Origin of the sequence: Aeromonas sp. QDB23, from assembly GCF_027707745.1 — a bacterium.
Lineage (GTDB): Bacteria > Pseudomonadota > Gammaproteobacteria > Enterobacterales > Aeromonadaceae > Aeromonas > Aeromonas allosaccharophila.
The window spans coordinates 28,401-45,140 of sequence record NZ_JAPCJA010000030.1; the positions used below are offsets into that span (position 1 = coordinate 28,401).

Consider the following 16,740-nt stretch of genomic DNA (forward strand, 5'->3'; position numbering starts at 1 on the left):
CCCGTGGGGTGGCCTCTTGTCATGTTTTACGAGCCGCGATGGCGAGGAGGCACTCAGGCCGCCTTGGCCAGGGTTACCTCGTCACTCTTTTTGACCCGCAGTTTTTTCAGGGCAACCGCCACCACGCCGGTGACGATGGCACCACAGACCATGCAGAGCAGCGCCAGCAGCGGTTTGTTGACCGCACCCAGCAGGGCGACGATGGGGCCACCGTGAGCGACGCTGTTGGTGATGCCGAACAGGAAGGCCATCACCGCAGCGGTCATGCTGCCCAGAATGTTGGCCGGAATAACGGCCAGCGGATCACGGGCGGCGAATGGAATCGCCCCTTCGGAGATCCCCACCAGACCCATGGCACCGGCGGCTTTGCCCGCTTCGATTTCAGAGGCATCGAAGATACCGAGCTTGCGACCGAGCACGGTCGCCAGCGACATGCCGAGCGGCGCGGCCGGGATGGCGCAGGCCATGGCTCCCATAAACTGGGTCTGACCGGAGGCAATCATGCCGACGGAGAACAGAAACGCCACCTTGTTGACCGGGCCACCCATATCAAAGCCAGCCATACCACCCAGCACGATACCCAGCAGCACCAGACTGCCACCGCTCATGGAGAGCAGCATGGCGTTCAGGCCAGTCATCATGTCGGCAATCGGGGCGCCGATGATGAAGATGAATACCGCAGCGATAAACAGGGAACCCACGATCGGAGCGATCAGGATCGGCACCAGCGGTTGCACCATCTTGTGGTACTGGCGGGTCGCAATCCAGCGCACCAGATAGCCGACCAAGAGGCCCGCAATGATGGCACCGATAAAGCCGGTCCCGGCATCAGCGCCGTAGAAGCTGCCGTTGTTGGCGATCCAGCCGCCGATAAAACCTGGCGCCAGCGCCGGACGATCACCGATGGCGTAGGCGATATAGCCCGCCAGAATGGGGATCATCAGGGTGAAGGCGGCCACGCCGACGTTGAGGATCTGGTTCCACATGCTCCCTTCCGGGATCTGCATGCCGCTCGGGGTCGGGTTGCCGCCGATGGCCAGCGCCAGCGCAATCAACAGACCGCCGGTCACCACGAACGGGATCATGTGCGATACGCCGTTCATCAGGTAGCGATAGAGATCGGAACTGCCGCCTGCGCTCTTCTCGTCACCCTTTTTATCTTCTTTGCCAGCCACATAGGCCGGGGCTTTCAGCGCCTGCTGGATCAGACCCTTGCCATCCTTGATGGGGGCTTTCACGCCGGTTTTGATCAGCGGCTTGCCAGCGAAGCGGGCCATGTCCACCTGCTTGTCACAGGCGACCACGATAGCGGTGGCACGGGCAATCTCGTCCGCAGTCGGGCTGTTCTTGACGCCGATGGAGCCATTGGTCTCCACCTTTACCTCATAACCCAGCTCGCGGGCGGCGCGCTCCAGCGACTCGGCCGCCAGATAGGTGTGGGCGATACCGGCCGGGCAACCGGTGACACCTATGATGAAACCCTTGCTGGTGGCTGGGGCCGCGTTCTGCTCCTCTTTCTTCGCCAGCAGCAGCGCCAGCGCGTCGGCCGGGCTCTTGGCCGCCAGCAGCTTGGCGATAAAGCCCTCTTCGATCAGCTTGCCGGAGAGCTCGGCCAGCACCTCGATATGGTGATTGGCGCCGCCATCGGGGGAGGCAATCATGAAGAAAATGTGGGACGGCTTGCCATCTTCGGCGCCGTACTCGATGCCGTTGCGGCTGATGCCGATGGCGACCGCCGGGTTGCACACCGCCGCACTCTTGGCGTGGGGCAGGGCCACGCCCTCCTCAAAGCCGGTGTTGCCCAGCTCTTCGCGGGCCCACAGATCCTTGATAAAGGCCTGCTCGTCGCTGACCTTGCCTTGCGACGCCAGCAGGCGGGCCATCTCGGTGAAGACCTCTTCCTTACGCGTCGCTTTCAAATCGAGATTGATCAGATGTTCATTGATCAAGGTGGTGATCATGGCGCTCTCCCCGCTTCCGGTGACGGAAGCTATGCGTGAGTACGTATCGACGTACTGGATAAAAATGACCTGATCATTATCGCGGCTCGCTCGCCCCCTCCCTATCGGACAAATGTGCTAATCACTGGATTTTTGTGCGCAGTAAAACGCGATGTGATGAAGATCCCGTTTTCAGGCAGGACTCGCCATTTTCAGGTCGTTGCTGATTTTTTCTTTAAAAACAAACAAATGAATTGGTATAAAGCGTGCAGCAAGGTTTGTTATGCGCCATGTCAATAAATTAATCACCTGCGGGGTCTGGATTTATATGTGGTTTAACGGTGCCGCGATATGTGACCTTTCTCACAAAAAGTCGCGCTTTCGTCGGGCGGATTAGGATTTTTATGCGCCTGAAGGCAGAAGCCAATTGGATTGGCAGGGCGAGCGCAGAGGGGGACGTAGGGCGCAATGAACGAAGCGAATGGCTCCGCCTGTTTGGGAAGCGCGTGTGGTGGCAAGAGAGGGAGTGGCTGAAAAGATAGAGGTGATGACGCGAATGTCCGAATAGGCTGCGCTATTGGCACCAGCGGGCCATGACCGTGCCGGCACGAAATGAATGTTGCATCTGTCAGTTTAAAATACTGTCTATGCCTTAAATTTCGAATATTAATGTGGTTATTGTAGTTATAAACCCACGTGGATCACAGATAAACCCTACCACAGCAGGTAGCATGCCCCGACTGGCACTAACAATAAGCGAGAAAAATAACAATGCACTTCACTCTCAAACTGAGCGCGGTGGCGGTACTGCTTGCCCTCTCCGGATGCCAAAGCAGTGACGACAGTACCCCGGGCGATGTCAATCTGCGGTTGATGGAGACCTCCGACGTTCACTCCAACCTGCTGAGCTTCGACTACTACCAGAACAAGCGAGATGATTCGCTGGGCCTTGCCCGCACGGCCTTGCTGATCAAGCAGGCCCGTGACGAGAACAGCAACAACCTGCTGATCGACAACGGTGACCTGATCCAGGGCACTCCCCTTTCTGACTATGTCTTTTCCCAATACAAGGGCGATCCCGATTATCTGACCAAGTCGGCAGGTCACCCCGCCATCAAGGTGCTCAACGAGCTGAAATATGACGTGGGCAACCTCGGCAACCATGAATTCAACTACGGCCTCGAGTTCCTGGCGAAAACCCTCTCCGGGGCCAACTACCAGGTCGTGAATGCCAACGTCTTCGATGGCAACACCCTCAAGCGCGGCAGTGACGGCAAGGTTGACTGGGATGCCATGCCGCAACACTTCAAACCCTATGTGCTGCTGGATCGTCAGGTAAAAGATGCCAACGGCAAGACGCAGACCATCAAGGTGGGCGTGCTGGGGATGAACCCGCCCCAGATCCTCCAGTGGGACAAGCACAACCTTGAAGGCAAGGTCGTCGTGGCTGACATGGTCGAGACTGCCGAGCACTACATCCCCGAGATGCGTGCCAAGGGTGCCGATCTGGTGATCATTGCGGCGCACTCCGGTATCACCGGCACCCCGCAAGAGCCTCTGATGGAGAACGCCGCCATCTATCTTGCCCAGGTGAAGGGGCTGGATGCCCTGCTGCTGGGCCATGCCCACAAAGCCTTCCCCGGCGAGTATCCCGATATCGAAAAAGTGGATAACAAAACGGGCAAGATTGCTGGCGTTCCGGCCGTTATGCCCGGCGTGACCGGTAACCATCTTGGCATCATCGATCTCAAGTTGACCTATCAGGATGGGCGTTGGCAGGTGGCGGATAGTCACTCTGAACTGCGCAAGGTCAAAGCGTTGCCAAGCGGTGAAGAGGATCAGGGGGTCGTGAATCTGATCCAGACCGTCCACGACGAGACCATTGAGTGGCTGAGCCTGCCCATCGGCAAGCTGACCGCCCCTATTCATAGCTTCTTCTCGGTCGCGCAGGATGATGCCTCCATCCAGATCGTGAGCGATGCCCAGCAGTGGCATGTCGAGCAGGTGAAAGCGGATTGCCTGAAGCAGAACGGCCTTAATTGCGGCCTCAAGGAAGACCTGCCCGTGCTGTCGGCGGCGGCGCCGTTCCGTGGCGGGCGCAACGGTCCCAACGACTACACCTGGGTGCAGGCGGGCGACATCTCCGGGCGTAACGTCGCGGATCTCTATGTCTTCCCCAATACCTTGCAGGTGGTGAAAGTCGATGGCGCCACCGTGAAAGAGTGGCTGGAGAAGAGTGCCGTCCAGTATCGTCAGATTGACCCGAACTCCGATCAGGCGCAGTGGCTGGTGGTTGACGATTTCCGTCCCTACAACCTCGATGCGATCAAAGGGGTGAGCTACGAGGTGGATGTCACCCAGCCTGCTCGCTATAACCAGGATGGCAAGAAGGTCAGCGACAGCCAGCGCATTAGCCAGCTCACCTACAATGGCAACGCGATCGATCCGAAGCAGAACTTCTACGTGGTCACCAACAACTACCGCGCCAGCGGTGGTGGCAGCTTCCCGGGCATCAATGGTCAGGCACTGGTACACGAAGATCCGATGGAAACACGGGAAGTGCTCTCTGCCTATGTGAAGCAGCTGAGCAGCGCCAACCAAGATGGTTTCGAGGTCAAAGCCGCTGACAACTGGCATCTGAAGCCGTTGCCCGCCACGACCAAGGTCTACTTCTACTCCTCGCCAAACCCCGAGGTCGAGAAGCTGGCAGGCCCCACTCTGAAACGGGTGGAAGGCGTGGTGGCCAACGATCCCAAGTTTGCCAATCATGCTGTCTACCAGCTGTTAGGTCAGTAATGCCGGGCGGCCTGCGGGCCGCCTTTTTTTACCCCGCTCTTGCCATTACACGGCTTGTGGGCTGGTCAACTACCCCGGCTGCTGCGCTTGGCTCGATAGCGATGCACGAGCCAGTCAATTCCCGCCATAGTCGCCGCGACGCCGAGCATGACCAGAGTGAGGCGGCCGCCCTTCTGCCATGAGAGCAAATCCAGATGAAAATCCTGCCGAATAAATTCCGGGATCAGGCCGATAGGCAAGGTAATAGCCAGATAGGATATAAATTTTCTGAAAAAAATATGGTCAGGTTTTGGAGTCTGTTTGTATTGGTCCATCAAGTCTCCTGTTAGCTGTTAACGGTCAGTTGAGTGAGATAGCTATTTACCTCTGCCCGAGTCGTGAAACGGTGCTTGTCGTTTGGGAATCGATCAAACAGTTCGCGATGGAAGTGGCGGGAGCTTTTGCCAGCTCGCTGCCCATATTCCGATGCCCACACCAGCAGTTGTTGAAAGTTCTTTTCCGCAGCCACTGCATCGCGCTGTTTGGCGCTTTGTGACCCGCGCGATAGCAGTGAATCCCGGCATACAGACCAGTCGAGATCCAGAAAGAGCAGGGTATCGGCAGTATCAAGCAGCTGTTCGGCGAGGGCGCCAAATATCCCTTCGACCACCCATGATTAGTCGAGAGCGGGGCAGGGTAAAACCGCGGCTGAGCGAAAACCTGCCAAAGATCAATAAATTACTTATTAAGCGGCTGCTATCCGCCCACTTGGGACAGTGACCGCAGGCAGAGCTTCACCCCTTGTTGGGAAGCACAACCACTCAATACTCCAGAAACTTTTCCCCGCAGCGTTCGCAGATAAGATGTTTTACATGGGTGGCCTGATAGGCGAGGGTCTGGCCGAATACCGCATTGGTCAGGCTGCTGGAGCGAAAGGCTTGCCAGAAGGCTTTGCGCGGGTCTTTGGGCATCACATCCTGGCTGTGATCCCGTGGCACCAACACCACGATATGGCGGGTGCGCTCCCTGCATTTGTCACAGCGATGGATTTCAGTTGGCGGGTTCTGGTCGTGCGGGTTGCTCATAAAGGGGCTCGTGAAGAGAGTGGACGCCCATCATATCCCTCTCCACTTGGCTCTCAATCTCTCCTTGCCAGCGCAGTGAGCAGGCTCACGTTTTGCGCCGCCTTCTTTGTTATTTGACCTCGACAGCCGTCAGCCAGCGCACCATAACCGCAGCGACTAAGGCCGATTCTCGCTTCTGCGGTTTGCTGGTGAGTGGTGATGTGATGGCGGATGGGGGCAAGTTCGGGCTGCTGCAGACGGGCCAGCCTTGCCAGCTCAGGCCGATGCACGCTTTTGCAGGTTGGGGGTGATGATATGGCGGTTGGGGGCGAGCTCGGGTTGCTGCATCCGGGCCAGCAGCCGCCTTGCCGCCTGACGGCCAATCTCCCGCGCCGGTGAGCTGACGAAGGTGAGGGCGGGGGTGGTGAGTTCCGCTTCCGCCACATCGTCAAAGCCGAGCAGGGCCACCTGCTGGCCGATGTAGTTGTCCTTGCCCACGGTGCGCCCGCTTGCCTCCACCCCGTAAATGCCACCGAGCGCCACCTCGGGGTAGTGGCAGAGAATAGCGGTCACCTTGGGATGCTGGTGCAGCAGCTGGGCGATGGTGTCGGCGGCGCTGCGCTGGGTGCGTTCGCACTCCAATACCCACTCCGGTTTGAAGGGGAGGCCATATTGCAGCAGGCTGGCGCAGTAGCCGCCGATGCGCTCGGCGCGGGTGAGGGAGTCGGCCCGCCCGCCGACATAGGCGATATGGCGGTGACCCTGTTCGATGAGATAAGTGGTGGCCTGTTTGGCGGCGTGGGTGTTGTCGGGGCCGATAAAGTCCACATCATCCCGATAGTAGGAGCGGGCGGCGCACACCACCGGCAGTTCGGAATCGAGCAGGGTCTCCAGGGTCTTGGCCGCCGCGCCGCGCACCGGATTGAAGATGATGCCCGCCACTCCCTGCCGTGACAGGGACTGGATGCTCTGTTGCAACCGCTCCGGGCTGTGGCCGCACTGGGTCAGAAACAGCAGATAGCCCTGCTGCTCCAGCACCTCGCTCACCCCGGCGGTCACCTCGGTATAGAAGGGGTCGGTGATGTCACGCAGGATCAGCCCTACCAGATTGGATTGCTGGCTGCGCAGGTTGGCGGCGGCGCTGTTGGGCACGTAGTCGAGCTCTTTTATCGCCTGCTGCACCCGCTCGGCGGTGGCGGGCGAGATGCGCCCCTTGCCGTTGAGCACCATTGAGACGGTGGTGACCGAGACTCCCGCCCGCTGGGCGACATCGGTGATCTTGACGTTTTTCGAGACGAGCGGTTTGGACGGCATAGGGCGAAAGGGGTGCGATGGCTGGTTGAGTGCGAGGCCCCAGCATACCTGCTCGGATGCTCAAGTGAAACGTTACATCACCATTGGGCCGATCCGGCTCACAAATTTGGATCCTGCTGCCAGCCAGCCCCCTCATTCTGTGATCTTGTCGGCACTTGCAAGTTGATAAAACGATTTATCATCCAACAAAACCTGATGCTGACCCGCGCCTCTGCTTCGAGATTGCGTCGAGATCGCCTCGAGCGGGGGAGGGCAGCCACAGACATTGCTGTTTATTCACAAGGAGCCGTTTCATGGCCAAGCCTCAAGCCAAATCCACCATCTGGGAGTTCCTGCAGAGCCTCGGCAAGACCTTTATGTTGCCGGTCGCCCTGCTGGCCTTCTCGGGCATTTTGCTCGGTGTCGGCAGCTCGCTCACCAGCGATGCGGTCAAGCAGAGCATGCCCTTCCTCGACAATACCGTGCTGCAACTGCTGTTCCTCTGGATGACCAAGGTGGGGCTGGTGGCCTTTATCTACCTGCCGGTGATGTTCGCGGTGGCTATTCCGCTGGGGCTTGCGCGAGAAGAGAAGGGGGTCGCGGCCTTTGCCGGTTTCGTCGGCTATGCGGCGCTCAACCTCTCCATCAACTTCTACCTCACCGTGGCCAACGTCATCGGTGACGCGGCTGCGGAGAAGGCCTACGGGGTGAAATCGATCCTCGGCATCAGCTCCATCGACACCGGGATTCTGGGGGCCATCATCGTCGGGGTGATCGTCGCCAAGCTGCACGCCCGTTTCTACACCTACAAGATGCCCGATGCGCTCGCCTTCTTCGGCGGAGCCCGCTTCGTGCCCATCATCACAGTGCTGGTGCTGGGGGTTGTCGGCTTGGTCGTGCCGTTCGCCTGGCCCTGGTTTGCCGCTGGCATTAATGGTATCGGTGCGCTCATTTCCCACGCCGGTCCCTTCGGCCCCTTCCTGTTCGGTACCGGTGAGCGTCTGCTGCTGCCGCTCGGTCTGCACCACATTCTGGTGGCGCTCATCCGCTTTACCGAAGCAGGCGGCACGTCACTGGTGTGCGGCAACGAGGTGAGCGGTGCCCTCAATATTTTCTACGCCGAGCTCTCTTGCGCCGATACCAGCGGCTTCTCGGTCTCTGCCACTTCGTTCCTCTCTCAGGGCAAGATGCCTGCCTTCCTGGGCGGTCTGCCGGGTGCGGCGCTCGCCATGTATCACTGCGCTCGTCCGGAAAATCGCGGCAAGATCAAGGCGCTGCTGGTCTCCGGTGTGGTGGCCTGCGTCATCGGCGGTATCACCGAGCCGCTGGAGTTCCTGTTCCTGTTCGTGGCACCGGTGCTTTACGTCATTCACGCCATCCTGACCGGTCTGGGCTTTATGACCATGGGGCTGCTCGGCGTCACCATCGGCAACACCGATGGCAACCTGATCGATTTTCTGGTGTTCGGCGTGCTGCAAGGCACCGCCACCAAGTGGTATCTGGTGCCGGTCGCGGCCGCCATCTGGTTTGCCATCTACTACAGCGTGTTCCGCTTCGCCATCGTGCGCTTTAACCTCAAGACCCCGGGTCGTGAGATTGAAACCAGCGAGGCTGCCCAGCCCGCAGGCAAGAAGGCAGGCAACAGCGGCTACAACGGTGAGATCATCCTCAACGCCTTGGGCGGGGCCGATAACATCCTGGCGCTCGATAACTGCATCACCCGCCTGCGGATGTCGGTGCAAGACATGAGCCGGGTCGATGACAAGGTATTGAAGGCGAACGGCGCCATCGGGGTGATCAAGCTCGACGAGCACAACCTGCAGGTGGTGATCGGCCCGCAGGTGCATCTGGTGAAAAACCAGCTGCAGAGCCTGATGGGGGCCTGAACCGGCCAATAAGATCCGAACGGGGGGCGCAAGCCCCCCTTGTTTGCCTCTCCCAATATGTCTCCTGTTTATGGAGGGAGAAACTTCATGCACGATATTTATGACTTCGACCGCGTAGTCGACCGCCACGGCACCTACTGCACCCAGTGGGACTATGTGGCCGACCGTTTTGGCCATGCCGACCTGCTCCCCTTTACCATCTCCGATATGGATTTCGCGACCGCCCCCTGCATTCGCCAGACGCTGGCAACGCGGCTCGAACACGGGGTCTTTGGCTACAGCCGCTGGAATCACGGCGATTTCAAAGGGGCGGTGAGCGACTGGTTTGCCAGCCGCTACGGGGCGACCCTCGACCCCGAGACGCTGGTCTACGGCCCCTCGGTCATCTATGTGATTGCCCAGCTGGTGAGCCTCTGGTCGGCGCCGGGTGAAGGGGTGCTGGTGCACACTCCCGCCTACGACGCCTTCGGCAATATGCTGGTTGCCAACGACAGGGTGCTGCTGCCTTGCCCGCTCAAAAAAACAGAGGGGAGTTACCAGATCGACTGGCAATGTTTCGAGCAACAGGCAGTCCGCCCCGATTGCCAGATTTTGCTGCTCTGCAGCCCCCACAACCCCACCGGCCGGGTCTGGACGCGGGATGAATTGAGCCGAATGGCCACCATCTGCCAGCGCCACGGGGTGAAAGTCATCTCGGACGACATCCATATGGATGTGAGCTTTGCCCGCTACCTGCCGTGGGGCGAGGTGGCGCCGGACGATCACTGGGCGCTGGTGAGCTCGGGCTCGAAATCCTTCAATATTCCCGCCCTTGGCGGCGCCTATGCCTTCATCGCCAACGCAGCGGCGCGGGCCGCCTATCTGCAACGGCTCAAGGCGGCCCATGGCCTCTCATCACCGCCCATCCTCGGGGTGCTGGCCCATATCAGCGCCTATCGGGACGGCGCTGCCTGGCTCGATGCGCTGAAAAGTTATCTGCACGGCAACCTCGCCCATGTGGCGGCGCGGCTCAATGCAGCCTTCCCCTCCATCGACTATCGGGTACCCGAGGGGACCTATCTCGCTTGGATTGATCTGCGCGGCCTTGGCATCGACACCACCGAACGAATGGATACGCTGCAAACCTTGCTGGTGGAGAAATACCGGGTCGCCATCATGCGCGGCGACACCTACGGCCCGGAAGGCACAGGCTATATCCGCCTCAACGTCGGCTGCCCGCGCTCGAAGGTCGATCAGGGGCTCGATGCCCTGATCGGCGCACTGGGGGAGCAGGTGTAGGGGCAAATCCATTCAACATGAGAAACAAAACGGGGCCATCAGTGATGGCCCCGTTCTGGTTGTGCTGTGTTCCCTTATCAACCGACGCCAAACTCAGGCGCGAATGGTCGTCGGGATACCGCAATTCGGGCGTGATACGGCTGGTTCGATTGCGGGCTCACTGACCCCAGGGGTTGCCGGGGCCGTGCTTTGGCTCAGGGCGTCGGCTTGATGCAACATGCGGCTGACCATGTCGGTCAGGAGATCCACATCCAGTTTATCCAGCCACTCGCGGCACCAGAGCAGGGTGCTCTGCTCGCTGCCGCGACTGAGTTGCAGCACCGGCCAGTCGGCCATGGCGGCGAGGGAGGGGGTCTGGATATCCCCCAGCGGGATAAACAGGGTCACCAGTTGATCCCGCTCGCGAATATGGAGGCTGAAGGGGCCCGCCTGCAGATCCAGTCCCTCTTCGTGCAGGCACTCCTGCGGCAGGGATAGCTGGCGAACGAGGGTCGATAGCATGGCATGAAACATCATTAATCCTCCTGACGGGCGTTATCAAAGACCGACTCTGTGGGCGGCCACAGGTTGGCGATAGGGGGGCGGGCGGGGGTGCCGACCAGTGGCGCACCGATGGTTGCGGCCCAGGGGTCGACCACTTTGGCGTGTGGCCCCCAGCTCTCCGGCTTGGTGAGTTCACTCCCCTCGGCACGGCCAATCACCACAAAGCAGTGAGTCTGGGCGTGACCTTGTGCGCCACGGTGGGCCAGCACTTCGATCCGCTGATCACTGTTGTGGCGCAGCAGTTCGGCCGCCGCCGAATAGGCCAGGGTCGAGCAGCAACCGGCCTTGGCGTCATCCACCGCCTTCGCGATGTTTTCCATGGTGCGCAAGGAGAGTGGCTGCTTGTTTTTGGTGATCTGGATGGCGGCCATATTGGCGCTGTTGTTGGCGCGCTGGTTGGCCGCCAGACGCTGGGGATCCTGCCCGAAGTCGTTGAGTTTGCCGATGATCTTCTGGTAGCCCGGGTTGTTGGGCCGGACAAAGGTCTGGGCGTCGGTGCAGGCGTAGCTGCCCAGTTTTTCCAGTCCGGCCATGCTCTTTTGCAGCAGTGCCTGAGTGCCACCCGCCATCACTTTCGGTTCATGTCGCGGGGCGGCTCTGGTGATGGCCCCCTGTTCGGCCAGCGCCTGTTTCAGTTCGGTCAGACGAGCGCCGCGAGCGGCCACCTCTTTCGGGTGGTGCTGCTCCCAGTGCTGGATTGCATCCTGCACCCGCTGCGCCTTGCCGCTATCGGGGGCTGCTTGCAACTGGCGCAGGGCGCTGATGACCTGCTTGAGATCGCTACTCTGGAAGTGGCCGATGCCACGCTGAACGGACTGTTCGAACAGCTTGTTGCCCCGGGTCAGCAGCGGGCTGGCTTCTGCCTGATGGGACGGTGCGGTGTGGTTGAGGTGAATGTGTCCACCGATTGCTGGTAAGGCCATGATGTGATTCCCGACAGGGTTGACGATAAGGGGATGATAACGAGCCGTGGCGGTGCGCTATATCAGGGGGCGGTCGGGGATTTGTCAGTTTTTCGCTGTTTATGCCGTTTGTTCGGCCAGGCGGGCAGCATGCAGCCTTACCACTGCGGCCCTTCGCTCTGGCGCCACTGCTCCAGCCAGCGCAGGACTTCGGCGGTCGCCTCGATCTGGTCGGCGGGGATGTAGTTGTTGAGCTGGGCATCTCGATAGAGGGCGCGGGCCAGCGGGATACGCTGCAGCACCGGGATCCCCTCCTCTTCGGCAATCTTGCGCACCTGCAGCGCCTGGGCATCGGTGAACTTGAGGGTGACCACCGGCAGCGGGGTTTCTCCCCGCTCGTAGCGGATGCCGATGGCGATATGGGTCGGGTTGGCAACGATCACCGAGGAGCGCTTCACGTCGGCACGCATGTTGCTCGACTGCAACTCCTGATGGAACTGGCGGCGCTTGCTCTTGATCTCCGGGCTCCCCTCCATCTCCTTGTACTCCCGCTTCACCTCGTCCTTGCTCATCTTGAGCTGCTTGATGTGCTGGTAGTGTTCGAAGGCGTAATCGGCGATGGCGATCACCACAAAGCCCATGGCGCAGACCGCCATCAGCTGGCCCAGCATGCCCCCCAGCACCGGGGTGATGCAGCTCATGCCGCAGCCGGGCAACTGGAGCATCGCCTGGAGGTTGCCCTCGATAGTGACCCATACCAAGAGGCTCAGCAGGGCCACCTTGAGCAGGGATTTGGCGAACTCCATCAGGCTCTTGATGGAGAAGATCTTCTTGGCCCCCTCCACCGGATTGATCTTCTTGATGTCTGGCTTGATGGACTCGCCGCTCAGCAGAAAACCGTACTGGGCGAAGTGGGAGACGAGCACCACCAGCGCCGAGACCGCGAGGATCGGGATGCAGAGATAGGCCATCTCCTGCATCAGGTTCTCCAGCACATGGTTGAGCGCCTGGCTAAAGGGGAGGTTGAGATGGGATTCGGGGATCAGCATCAGCTTACCCAGATGTTCGAGGTAATAGTCGGACATCGCCATCAGCATGCCGATCAGGCTCAGGATGATGGCGGTGGAGACCACCTCCTTGCTCTTGACCACCTGCCCCTTCTTGCGGGCGTCCCGCAACTTCTTGGGGGTGGGTTGTTCGGTCTTCTCGCCGCTCATCGCGCCTCCAGAATGGGGATCAGCAGTTGCAACGGGTCCATCACCGCCAGCACCTGTTTATAGGCGTGATCCATCATCAGCTTGATGTAGATGACCAGCAGCAGGCTGGCGACGGCGCTTTTTATTGGCATCGCCAGCACGAAGACGTTGAGGGAGGGGGCGAAGCGGCTGATCAGCGCCAACCCGAATTCGGCCAGAAACATGGCGATCAAGAGCGGCGCCGCCAGCAAAGCGCAGAGCAGCAACATATGGCTGAACTGGCCGTAGAAAAAGTTGACCCACTGCTCGTCGATGGTGGGGAAAAAGTGCGCCACCGGCCAGCTTATGTAGCTCTGGAACAGGGCGGCCAGCAGGGCGAGAAAGGCGCCGCTGGCAAAGAACAGGGTGATCAGGGTCTGGGTCAGCAGCAGGCCGGTGGGACTGGTCTGGCTGCCGAGACTGGGGTTGAACAGGGATCCCATGGCGGCACCGCGCTGGTTGTCGATCAGAAACCCGCTCGCCTCGATGGCCCAGAAGGGGATGGCGGCGACAAAGCCGATCAGCAGGCCGAGCAGCACCTCCTTGGCGATCAGCATGGCCAGCGCCATGCCATCGAGCTGATCCGGCAAGGTGTCGGCGACCGTGGGGTAGGCGTAGAGCGCCAGCGAGCAGACCACGCCGTTGCGGATCATCGCTCCCCCCAGCATCTGCTTGCTGAGCACCGGCAGCATCACGAAGCAGCTGATAAAGCGCGGCAGCAGCAGGGTATAGGCCAGCATCTGGGCCTGCAGGCTCTCCAGCGTCATTGGATCTGCGGCACCTTGAACAGCACCATGTCGGCAAAGCTGTAGAGCTCGTTACCCAGCCAGGCGGTGGTGGCAAACAGGGTGATCACCACGGCGATCAGCTTGGCGACAAAACCCAGGGTCTGCTCCTGGATCTGGGTCAGCGCCTGCAGCAAAGAGACCAGGGTGCCCACCAGTGCCGCCACCAGCACCGGTGGCATGGAGAGGATCAGCACCAGCCAGAGCGCCTGGCTGGTGAAGTGAAGGATATCGGCGTGACTCATGCTAGCCTCCGTAACTGATGACCAGCCCGTGGGTCAGGCGGGCCCAGCCATCGAGCAGCACAAACAGCAGCAGCTTGAAGGGGAGCGAGATGGTCATGGGAGAGACCATCATCATCCCCATCGCCAGCAGGATATTGGAGATGATGAGATCGATGGCGATAAAAGGCAGATAGATCAGAAACCCGATTTCGAAGGCGCGGCTCAGCTCGCTCACGGTAAAGGCGGGCAGCAGGATCAGCAGGCTGTCTGGCTCCAGCCGGTCGGCATATTTGCTTGGCCAGAGCTGCTTGGTGCTGTCGATAAAGAAGGCGTGCTCCCGCGGCTTGATCTGCTTTTTCAAAAATTCGCGGTAGGGGGCCATCCCCTCGTCGAGGAACTTCTCCACCGATTCGGATTTGGTCAGCGACACCTCGTTCTGGCGCAGGTAATCCTGGGTCGCGAAGCCGACCGGCGCCATCACATAGATGCTGAGAATGATCGCCAGCCCGTACATCGCCATGTTGGGGGGGATCTGCTGCACCCCGAGGGCGTTGCGCAGCAGCGAGAAGACCACCGCCAGCTTGACGAAGGAGGTGGCCATCACGGCGATAAAGGGAAGCAGGGCCAGCAGTGCCAGCCCGACGATCAGGTTTAGCTCGTCCGGCAGCTGGATCATGACTGTGACTCGTTGCCGAGGCGCTCGACCCGCACACCCAGGCGTCCCTGGATCTCCACCAGTCGGCCCACCCCCAGTGAGTGGCCGTTGCTGATGATGCGCACTTCGCCATCGAGGGGTGTGCCAAGATCGATCAGTGCGCCCGGTTGCAGGCTGGTGAGGGTGTGCCAGTCCAGCGTCTGGCGGCCCACTTCAAAGCTCACCTGGATCGGCAGTTGCTCCAGCTCGGTCGGGCCGAAGGGGTCAGCGGGTTCAGCGTTGTGCATGGCAGTCAGTTCCAGATGTTGTTGATGGGGTTGGCAGTAGGCAAAGGGGCGACCCTCCACGCAGACCAGCAGTTGCTGGCCGAGCTGCGGATGGGGCGGTGGCAGCAGCACATCGCCAATAGCGAGAGTGGCGATCTCATCCAGGGTCAGCCCCATCTCGCCCCACTGCAGGGAGAGGGTGAGGGGCAGCGGCAGCCGCTGCTGCGGTGGCCGTGGCGGCAACTTGCTCAGCAAGAGCTCGGGCTGCGGCAGCCAGAGGGCGAGGCTGGCCCCCTCCCGTTGCAACAGCAGTTGCAGGGCGGGTTCGTCGGCCTTATCGCGACTCTCTTGCCGGGTCAGCGCCGAGCAGGTGAGGCCCCCGAGGGGCTGTCCCAGCCGTTCGATCAGCGCCAGTTGCAGCGGCTCGGGCAGACTGAACAGCGCCGCCTGCTGCAGATCCGTCGCCAGCCAGTGCGCCAGCTCGGCGCCGTGGCACAACAGCGGCAAAGAGAGCCCCTGCCACTGCAGCTGCAGCCGGGTATCGAGCGTCGCTGGTGGCAAACCGATGGTGAGGGCCAGCTCGCCGCCGCTCCAGTTAAAGTGCTGGCGGTATTGGCTCAGGGTCTGTTGCAAAGTCAGCTCCGCCAGCGAGGCGGAGTTGAGGGTAATCGGTGTCATGCGTCGGCATCCCACTCTTCGTAGATGGATCGTTTATGGCGCGAGCCCTGTTCACTGTCGGGCTGGCCGAAGAGATCGAGGGCCACCCGCTCGCCGGGATAGAGGCGCTGCAGGCGGTCGACCAGATCGCTGCGCCCCTGATTGAGTTGCAGCTCTCCTTGCTCCGTGGCGAGGATCTCGATCTGCAGCTCGCCACCCTGATGGGCGATGCGAATGGCGAGATCGCCCAGTTGTGGCAGTGTCAGGCGCAGCAGCGGCGGCCGCTCCGGGCGGCCCAGCTCCTGATAGATATCCACCGCCAGCCGCTCCAGCAGCTGACCCAGCTCCCGATGACTGTCAGCAGGTGCCAGCCGGGCGAGCTGCAGATCCCCGGGGGTCACAGCAAGGGGGGCGACCCATATGGCCGGGTTGGCAAGGAGCTCGCCTTTGGGTGCCGTTTCACCTGTAGTGACTGGCTTTATTGCCGTCAGCTGTTGTATCTCTGCGTCAAGCTGAGCGGCCAGTTCACCGATATCAGTTCGCAGGGAGGAGGCAAGTTTGGGTGTGATCGCCTCGTTGTCCGTTGCCAATGGCAGTTGATGTGGCGCGGTATTAGTGATGACATCTATCGCGTTTGCGTTAGCTGCCTTATGAGCCTCAATGACTGGATGCTGTTCATTCAGCCACTCGTTTTCTGTCGGTGTAACTTGGGCAACATGATCATGGGGCTGGGCAATGGCGGTTAGCCCTGGCTCGGTCGGATGAGTGGCTATGGTAAGTGTTAGGTGTGCCTGTTCGAACGCCGGTGTTATTGCGTTTATTGATGCCACGGTTGGTGGCACGAATGGTGTGTCGGCCGTTACCGCTATCGGGTTTGCGTCGACCCGTTCAGTGTCAGAATGTGCAGCAAAATCCGGCTCATCGCGTCTTTCTTTGGCTGAGATATCCAGTACGGTCACTCGCTCAGGGTTATCCGTGAGGCTCTGGCTTTGCTGTCTGTCAAAAGGGGGGGATGCCACCTGTTTCGGGTCTGTCTGCTCGCTACCCTGTCGCAGCTGTTTTGCAGTGATCTCTTTATGGTCTGGCCACATCCCTTTGGCGGAGCGTCGCGGGGGGAGTTGCTTGCCTTCTTCTGAAGGGGGGCGGTGGGCATGCAGTTGCGGCAAGGGTTGGACGTCCGTCGGTCTCGGTGACTGACGACTTTGCGCTTTCCCCTCAGGTCGCGGGTTGTTGGTGC

General features: G+C 60.4%; 15 protein-coding genes and 1 pseudogene. 3 read left to right on the forward strand and 13 right to left on the reverse strand.

Going from position 1 to position 16,740, the window contains the following annotated elements; all coding sequences use genetic code 11:
• Nucleotides 1-53 precede the first annotated feature (53 nt).
• Nucleotides 54-1,961, reverse strand: a complete 1,908-nt coding sequence (locus PG888_RS13630; protein ID WP_182937927.1) for a PTS fructose transporter subunit IIABC — start codon at nucleotides 1,959-1,961, stop codon at nucleotides 54-56.
• Nucleotides 1,962-2,711: 750 nt separating this feature from the next.
• Between PG888_RS13630 and PG888_RS13635 the strand changes: the two genes are divergently transcribed.
• Entirely contained in the window at nucleotides 2,712-4,736 is a 2,025-nt protein-coding gene (locus PG888_RS13635; protein WP_182937926.1) for a bifunctional 2',3'-cyclic-nucleotide 2'-phosphodiesterase/3'-nucleotidase, read from the forward strand.
• Between the two features lie 65 nt (nucleotides 4,737-4,801).
• On the opposite strand, the gene PG888_RS13640 is transcribed toward PG888_RS13635, so the two are convergent.
• The 4 genes and pseudogenes from PG888_RS13640 to PG888_RS13655 all read right to left on the reverse strand — a co-directional run bounded on the left by PG888_RS13640 (nucleotide 4,802) and on the right by PG888_RS13655 (nucleotide 7,093).
• A complete protein-coding gene (locus PG888_RS13640) occupies nucleotides 4,802-5,050 on the reverse strand; it encodes a hypothetical protein (protein WP_182937925.1) in 249 nt (82 codons plus the stop codon).
• Between the two features lie 11 nt (nucleotides 5,051-5,061).
• Nucleotides 5,062-5,391: pseudogene (locus PG888_RS13645) on the reverse strand (AAA family ATPase); the annotation flags it as partial.
• A gap of 145 nt (nucleotides 5,392-5,536) precedes the next feature.
• Nucleotides 5,537-5,800, reverse strand: a complete 264-nt coding sequence (locus PG888_RS13650; protein ID WP_058052881.1) for a hypothetical protein — start codon at nucleotides 5,798-5,800, stop codon at nucleotides 5,537-5,539.
• Between the two features lie 255 nt (nucleotides 5,801-6,055).
• Entirely contained in the window at nucleotides 6,056-7,093 is a 1,038-nt protein-coding gene (locus tag PG888_RS13655) for a Mal regulon transcriptional regulator MalI (RefSeq protein ID WP_182937924.1), read from the reverse strand.
• A gap of 293 nt (nucleotides 7,094-7,386) precedes the next feature.
• Between PG888_RS13655 and malX the strand changes: the two genes are divergently transcribed.
• On the forward strand, nucleotides 7,387-8,958 hold the full coding sequence (malX, locus tag PG888_RS13660) for a maltose/glucose-specific PTS transporter subunit IIBC (protein WP_182937923.1): 1,572 nt from the start codon (nucleotides 7,387-7,389) through the stop codon (nucleotides 8,956-8,958).
• An 87-nt stretch (nucleotides 8,959-9,045) separates the two neighbouring features.
• Complete coding sequence (locus PG888_RS13665; RefSeq protein ID WP_182937922.1) at nucleotides 9,046-10,236, forward strand: MalY/PatB family protein; 1,191 nt, start codon at nucleotides 9,046-9,048, stop codon at nucleotides 10,234-10,236.
• 93 nt (nucleotides 10,237-10,329) lie between these two features.
• On the opposite strand, the gene PG888_RS13670 is transcribed toward PG888_RS13665, so the two are convergent.
• The 8 genes from PG888_RS13670 to PG888_RS13705 all read right to left on the reverse strand — a co-directional run bounded on the left by PG888_RS13670 (nucleotide 10,330) and on the right by PG888_RS13705 (nucleotide 16,093).
• On the reverse strand, nucleotides 10,330-10,752 hold the full coding sequence (locus PG888_RS13670; RefSeq protein WP_182937921.1) for a hypothetical protein: 423 nt from the start codon (nucleotides 10,750-10,752) through the stop codon (nucleotides 10,330-10,332).
• Nucleotides 10,752-11,702, reverse strand: a complete 951-nt coding sequence (locus tag PG888_RS13675) for a hypothetical protein (protein WP_058052884.1) — start codon at nucleotides 11,700-11,702, stop codon at nucleotides 10,752-10,754. The genes PG888_RS13670 and PG888_RS13675 overlap by 1 nt, the downstream gene beginning before the upstream one ends.
• A 137-nt stretch (nucleotides 11,703-11,839) precedes the next feature.
• Nucleotides 11,840-12,898 carry a SctU family type III secretion system export apparatus subunit AscU gene (gene ascU, locus PG888_RS13680; RefSeq protein WP_058052885.1) on the reverse strand — a complete coding sequence of 353 codons (1,059 nt, stop codon included), beginning with the start codon at nucleotides 12,896-12,898 and terminating at the stop codon, nucleotides 11,840-11,842.
• Nucleotides 12,895-13,683, reverse strand: a complete 789-nt coding sequence (ascT, locus tag PG888_RS13685) for a SctT family type III secretion system export apparatus subunit AscT (protein ID WP_058052886.1) — start codon at nucleotides 13,681-13,683, stop codon at nucleotides 12,895-12,897. Before ascT ends, ascU begins: the two co-directional genes overlap by 4 nt.
• Nucleotides 13,680-13,946, reverse strand: coding sequence for a SctS family type III secretion system export apparatus subunit AscS (gene ascS / locus PG888_RS13690; RefSeq protein ID WP_005334586.1), 267 nt, complete (start codon nucleotides 13,944-13,946; stop codon nucleotides 13,680-13,682). The genes ascT and ascS overlap by 4 nt, the downstream gene beginning before the upstream one ends.
• Nucleotide 13,947: 1 nt before the next feature.
• Nucleotides 13,948-14,601: a SctR family type III secretion system export apparatus subunit AscR gene (gene ascR / locus PG888_RS13695; protein ID WP_182937920.1), complete on the reverse strand. Its 654-nt coding sequence runs from the start codon at nucleotides 14,599-14,601 to the stop codon at nucleotides 13,948-13,950.
• The gene (sctQ, locus tag PG888_RS13700; protein WP_182937919.1) at nucleotides 14,598-15,524 is read right to left on the reverse strand and encodes a type III secretion system cytoplasmic ring protein SctQ; all 927 of its coding nucleotides are present in this window, start codon (nucleotides 15,522-15,524) and stop codon (nucleotides 14,598-14,600) included. Before sctQ ends, ascR begins: the two co-directional genes overlap by 4 nt.
• A complete protein-coding gene (locus PG888_RS13705; RefSeq protein ID WP_269475270.1) occupies nucleotides 15,521-16,093 on the reverse strand; it encodes a type III secretion system needle length determinant in 573 nt (190 codons plus the stop codon). Before PG888_RS13705 ends, sctQ begins: the two co-directional genes overlap by 4 nt.
• Between the last annotated feature and the right edge of the window lie 647 nt (nucleotides 16,094-16,740).

Coding starts and splice junctions, on each gene's coding strand:
- PG888_RS13630 (WP_182937927.1), bottom strand. CDS start 1,961: ATGATCACCACCTTGATCAATGAACATCTGATCAATCTCGATTTGAAA.
- ascU (WP_058052885.1), bottom strand. CDS start 12,898: ATGAGCGGCGAGAAGACCGAACAACCCACCCCCAAGAAGTTGCGGGAC.
- ascR (WP_182937920.1), bottom strand. CDS start 14,601: ATGATCCAGCTGCCGGACGAGCTAAACCTGATCGTCGGGCTGGCACTG.
- ascT (WP_058052886.1), bottom strand. CDS start 13,683: ATGACGCTGGAGAGCCTGCAGGCCCAGATGCTGGCCTATACCCTGCTG.
- sctQ (WP_182937919.1), bottom strand. CDS start 15,524: ATGACACCGATTACCCTCAACTCCGCCTCGCTGGCGGAGCTGACTTTG.
- ascS (WP_005334586.1), bottom strand. CDS start 13,946: ATGAGTCACGCCGATATCCTTCACTTCACCAGCCAGGCGCTCTGGCTG.
- PG888_RS13675 (WP_058052884.1), bottom strand. CDS start 11,702: ATGGCCTTACCAGCAATCGGTGGACACATTCACCTCAACCACACCGCA.
- PG888_RS13650 (WP_058052881.1), bottom strand. CDS start 5,800: ATGAGCAACCCGCACGACCAGAACCCGCCAACTGAAATCCATCGCTGT.
- PG888_RS13635 (WP_182937926.1), top strand. CDS start 2,712: ATGCACTTCACTCTCAAACTGAGCGCGGTGGCGGTACTGCTTGCCCTC.
- PG888_RS13665 (WP_182937922.1), top strand. CDS start 9,046: ATGCACGATATTTATGACTTCGACCGCGTAGTCGACCGCCACGGCACC.
- malX (WP_182937923.1), top strand. CDS start 7,387: ATGGCCAAGCCTCAAGCCAAATCCACCATCTGGGAGTTCCTGCAGAGC.
- PG888_RS13640 (WP_182937925.1), bottom strand. CDS start 5,050: ATGGACCAATACAAACAGACTCCAAAACCTGACCATATTTTTTTCAGA.
- PG888_RS13670 (WP_182937921.1), bottom strand. CDS start 10,752: ATGATGTTTCATGCCATGCTATCGACCCTCGTTCGCCAGCTATCCCTG.
- PG888_RS13655 (WP_182937924.1), bottom strand. CDS start 7,093: ATGCCGTCCAAACCGCTCGTCTCGAAAAACGTCAAGATCACCGATGTC.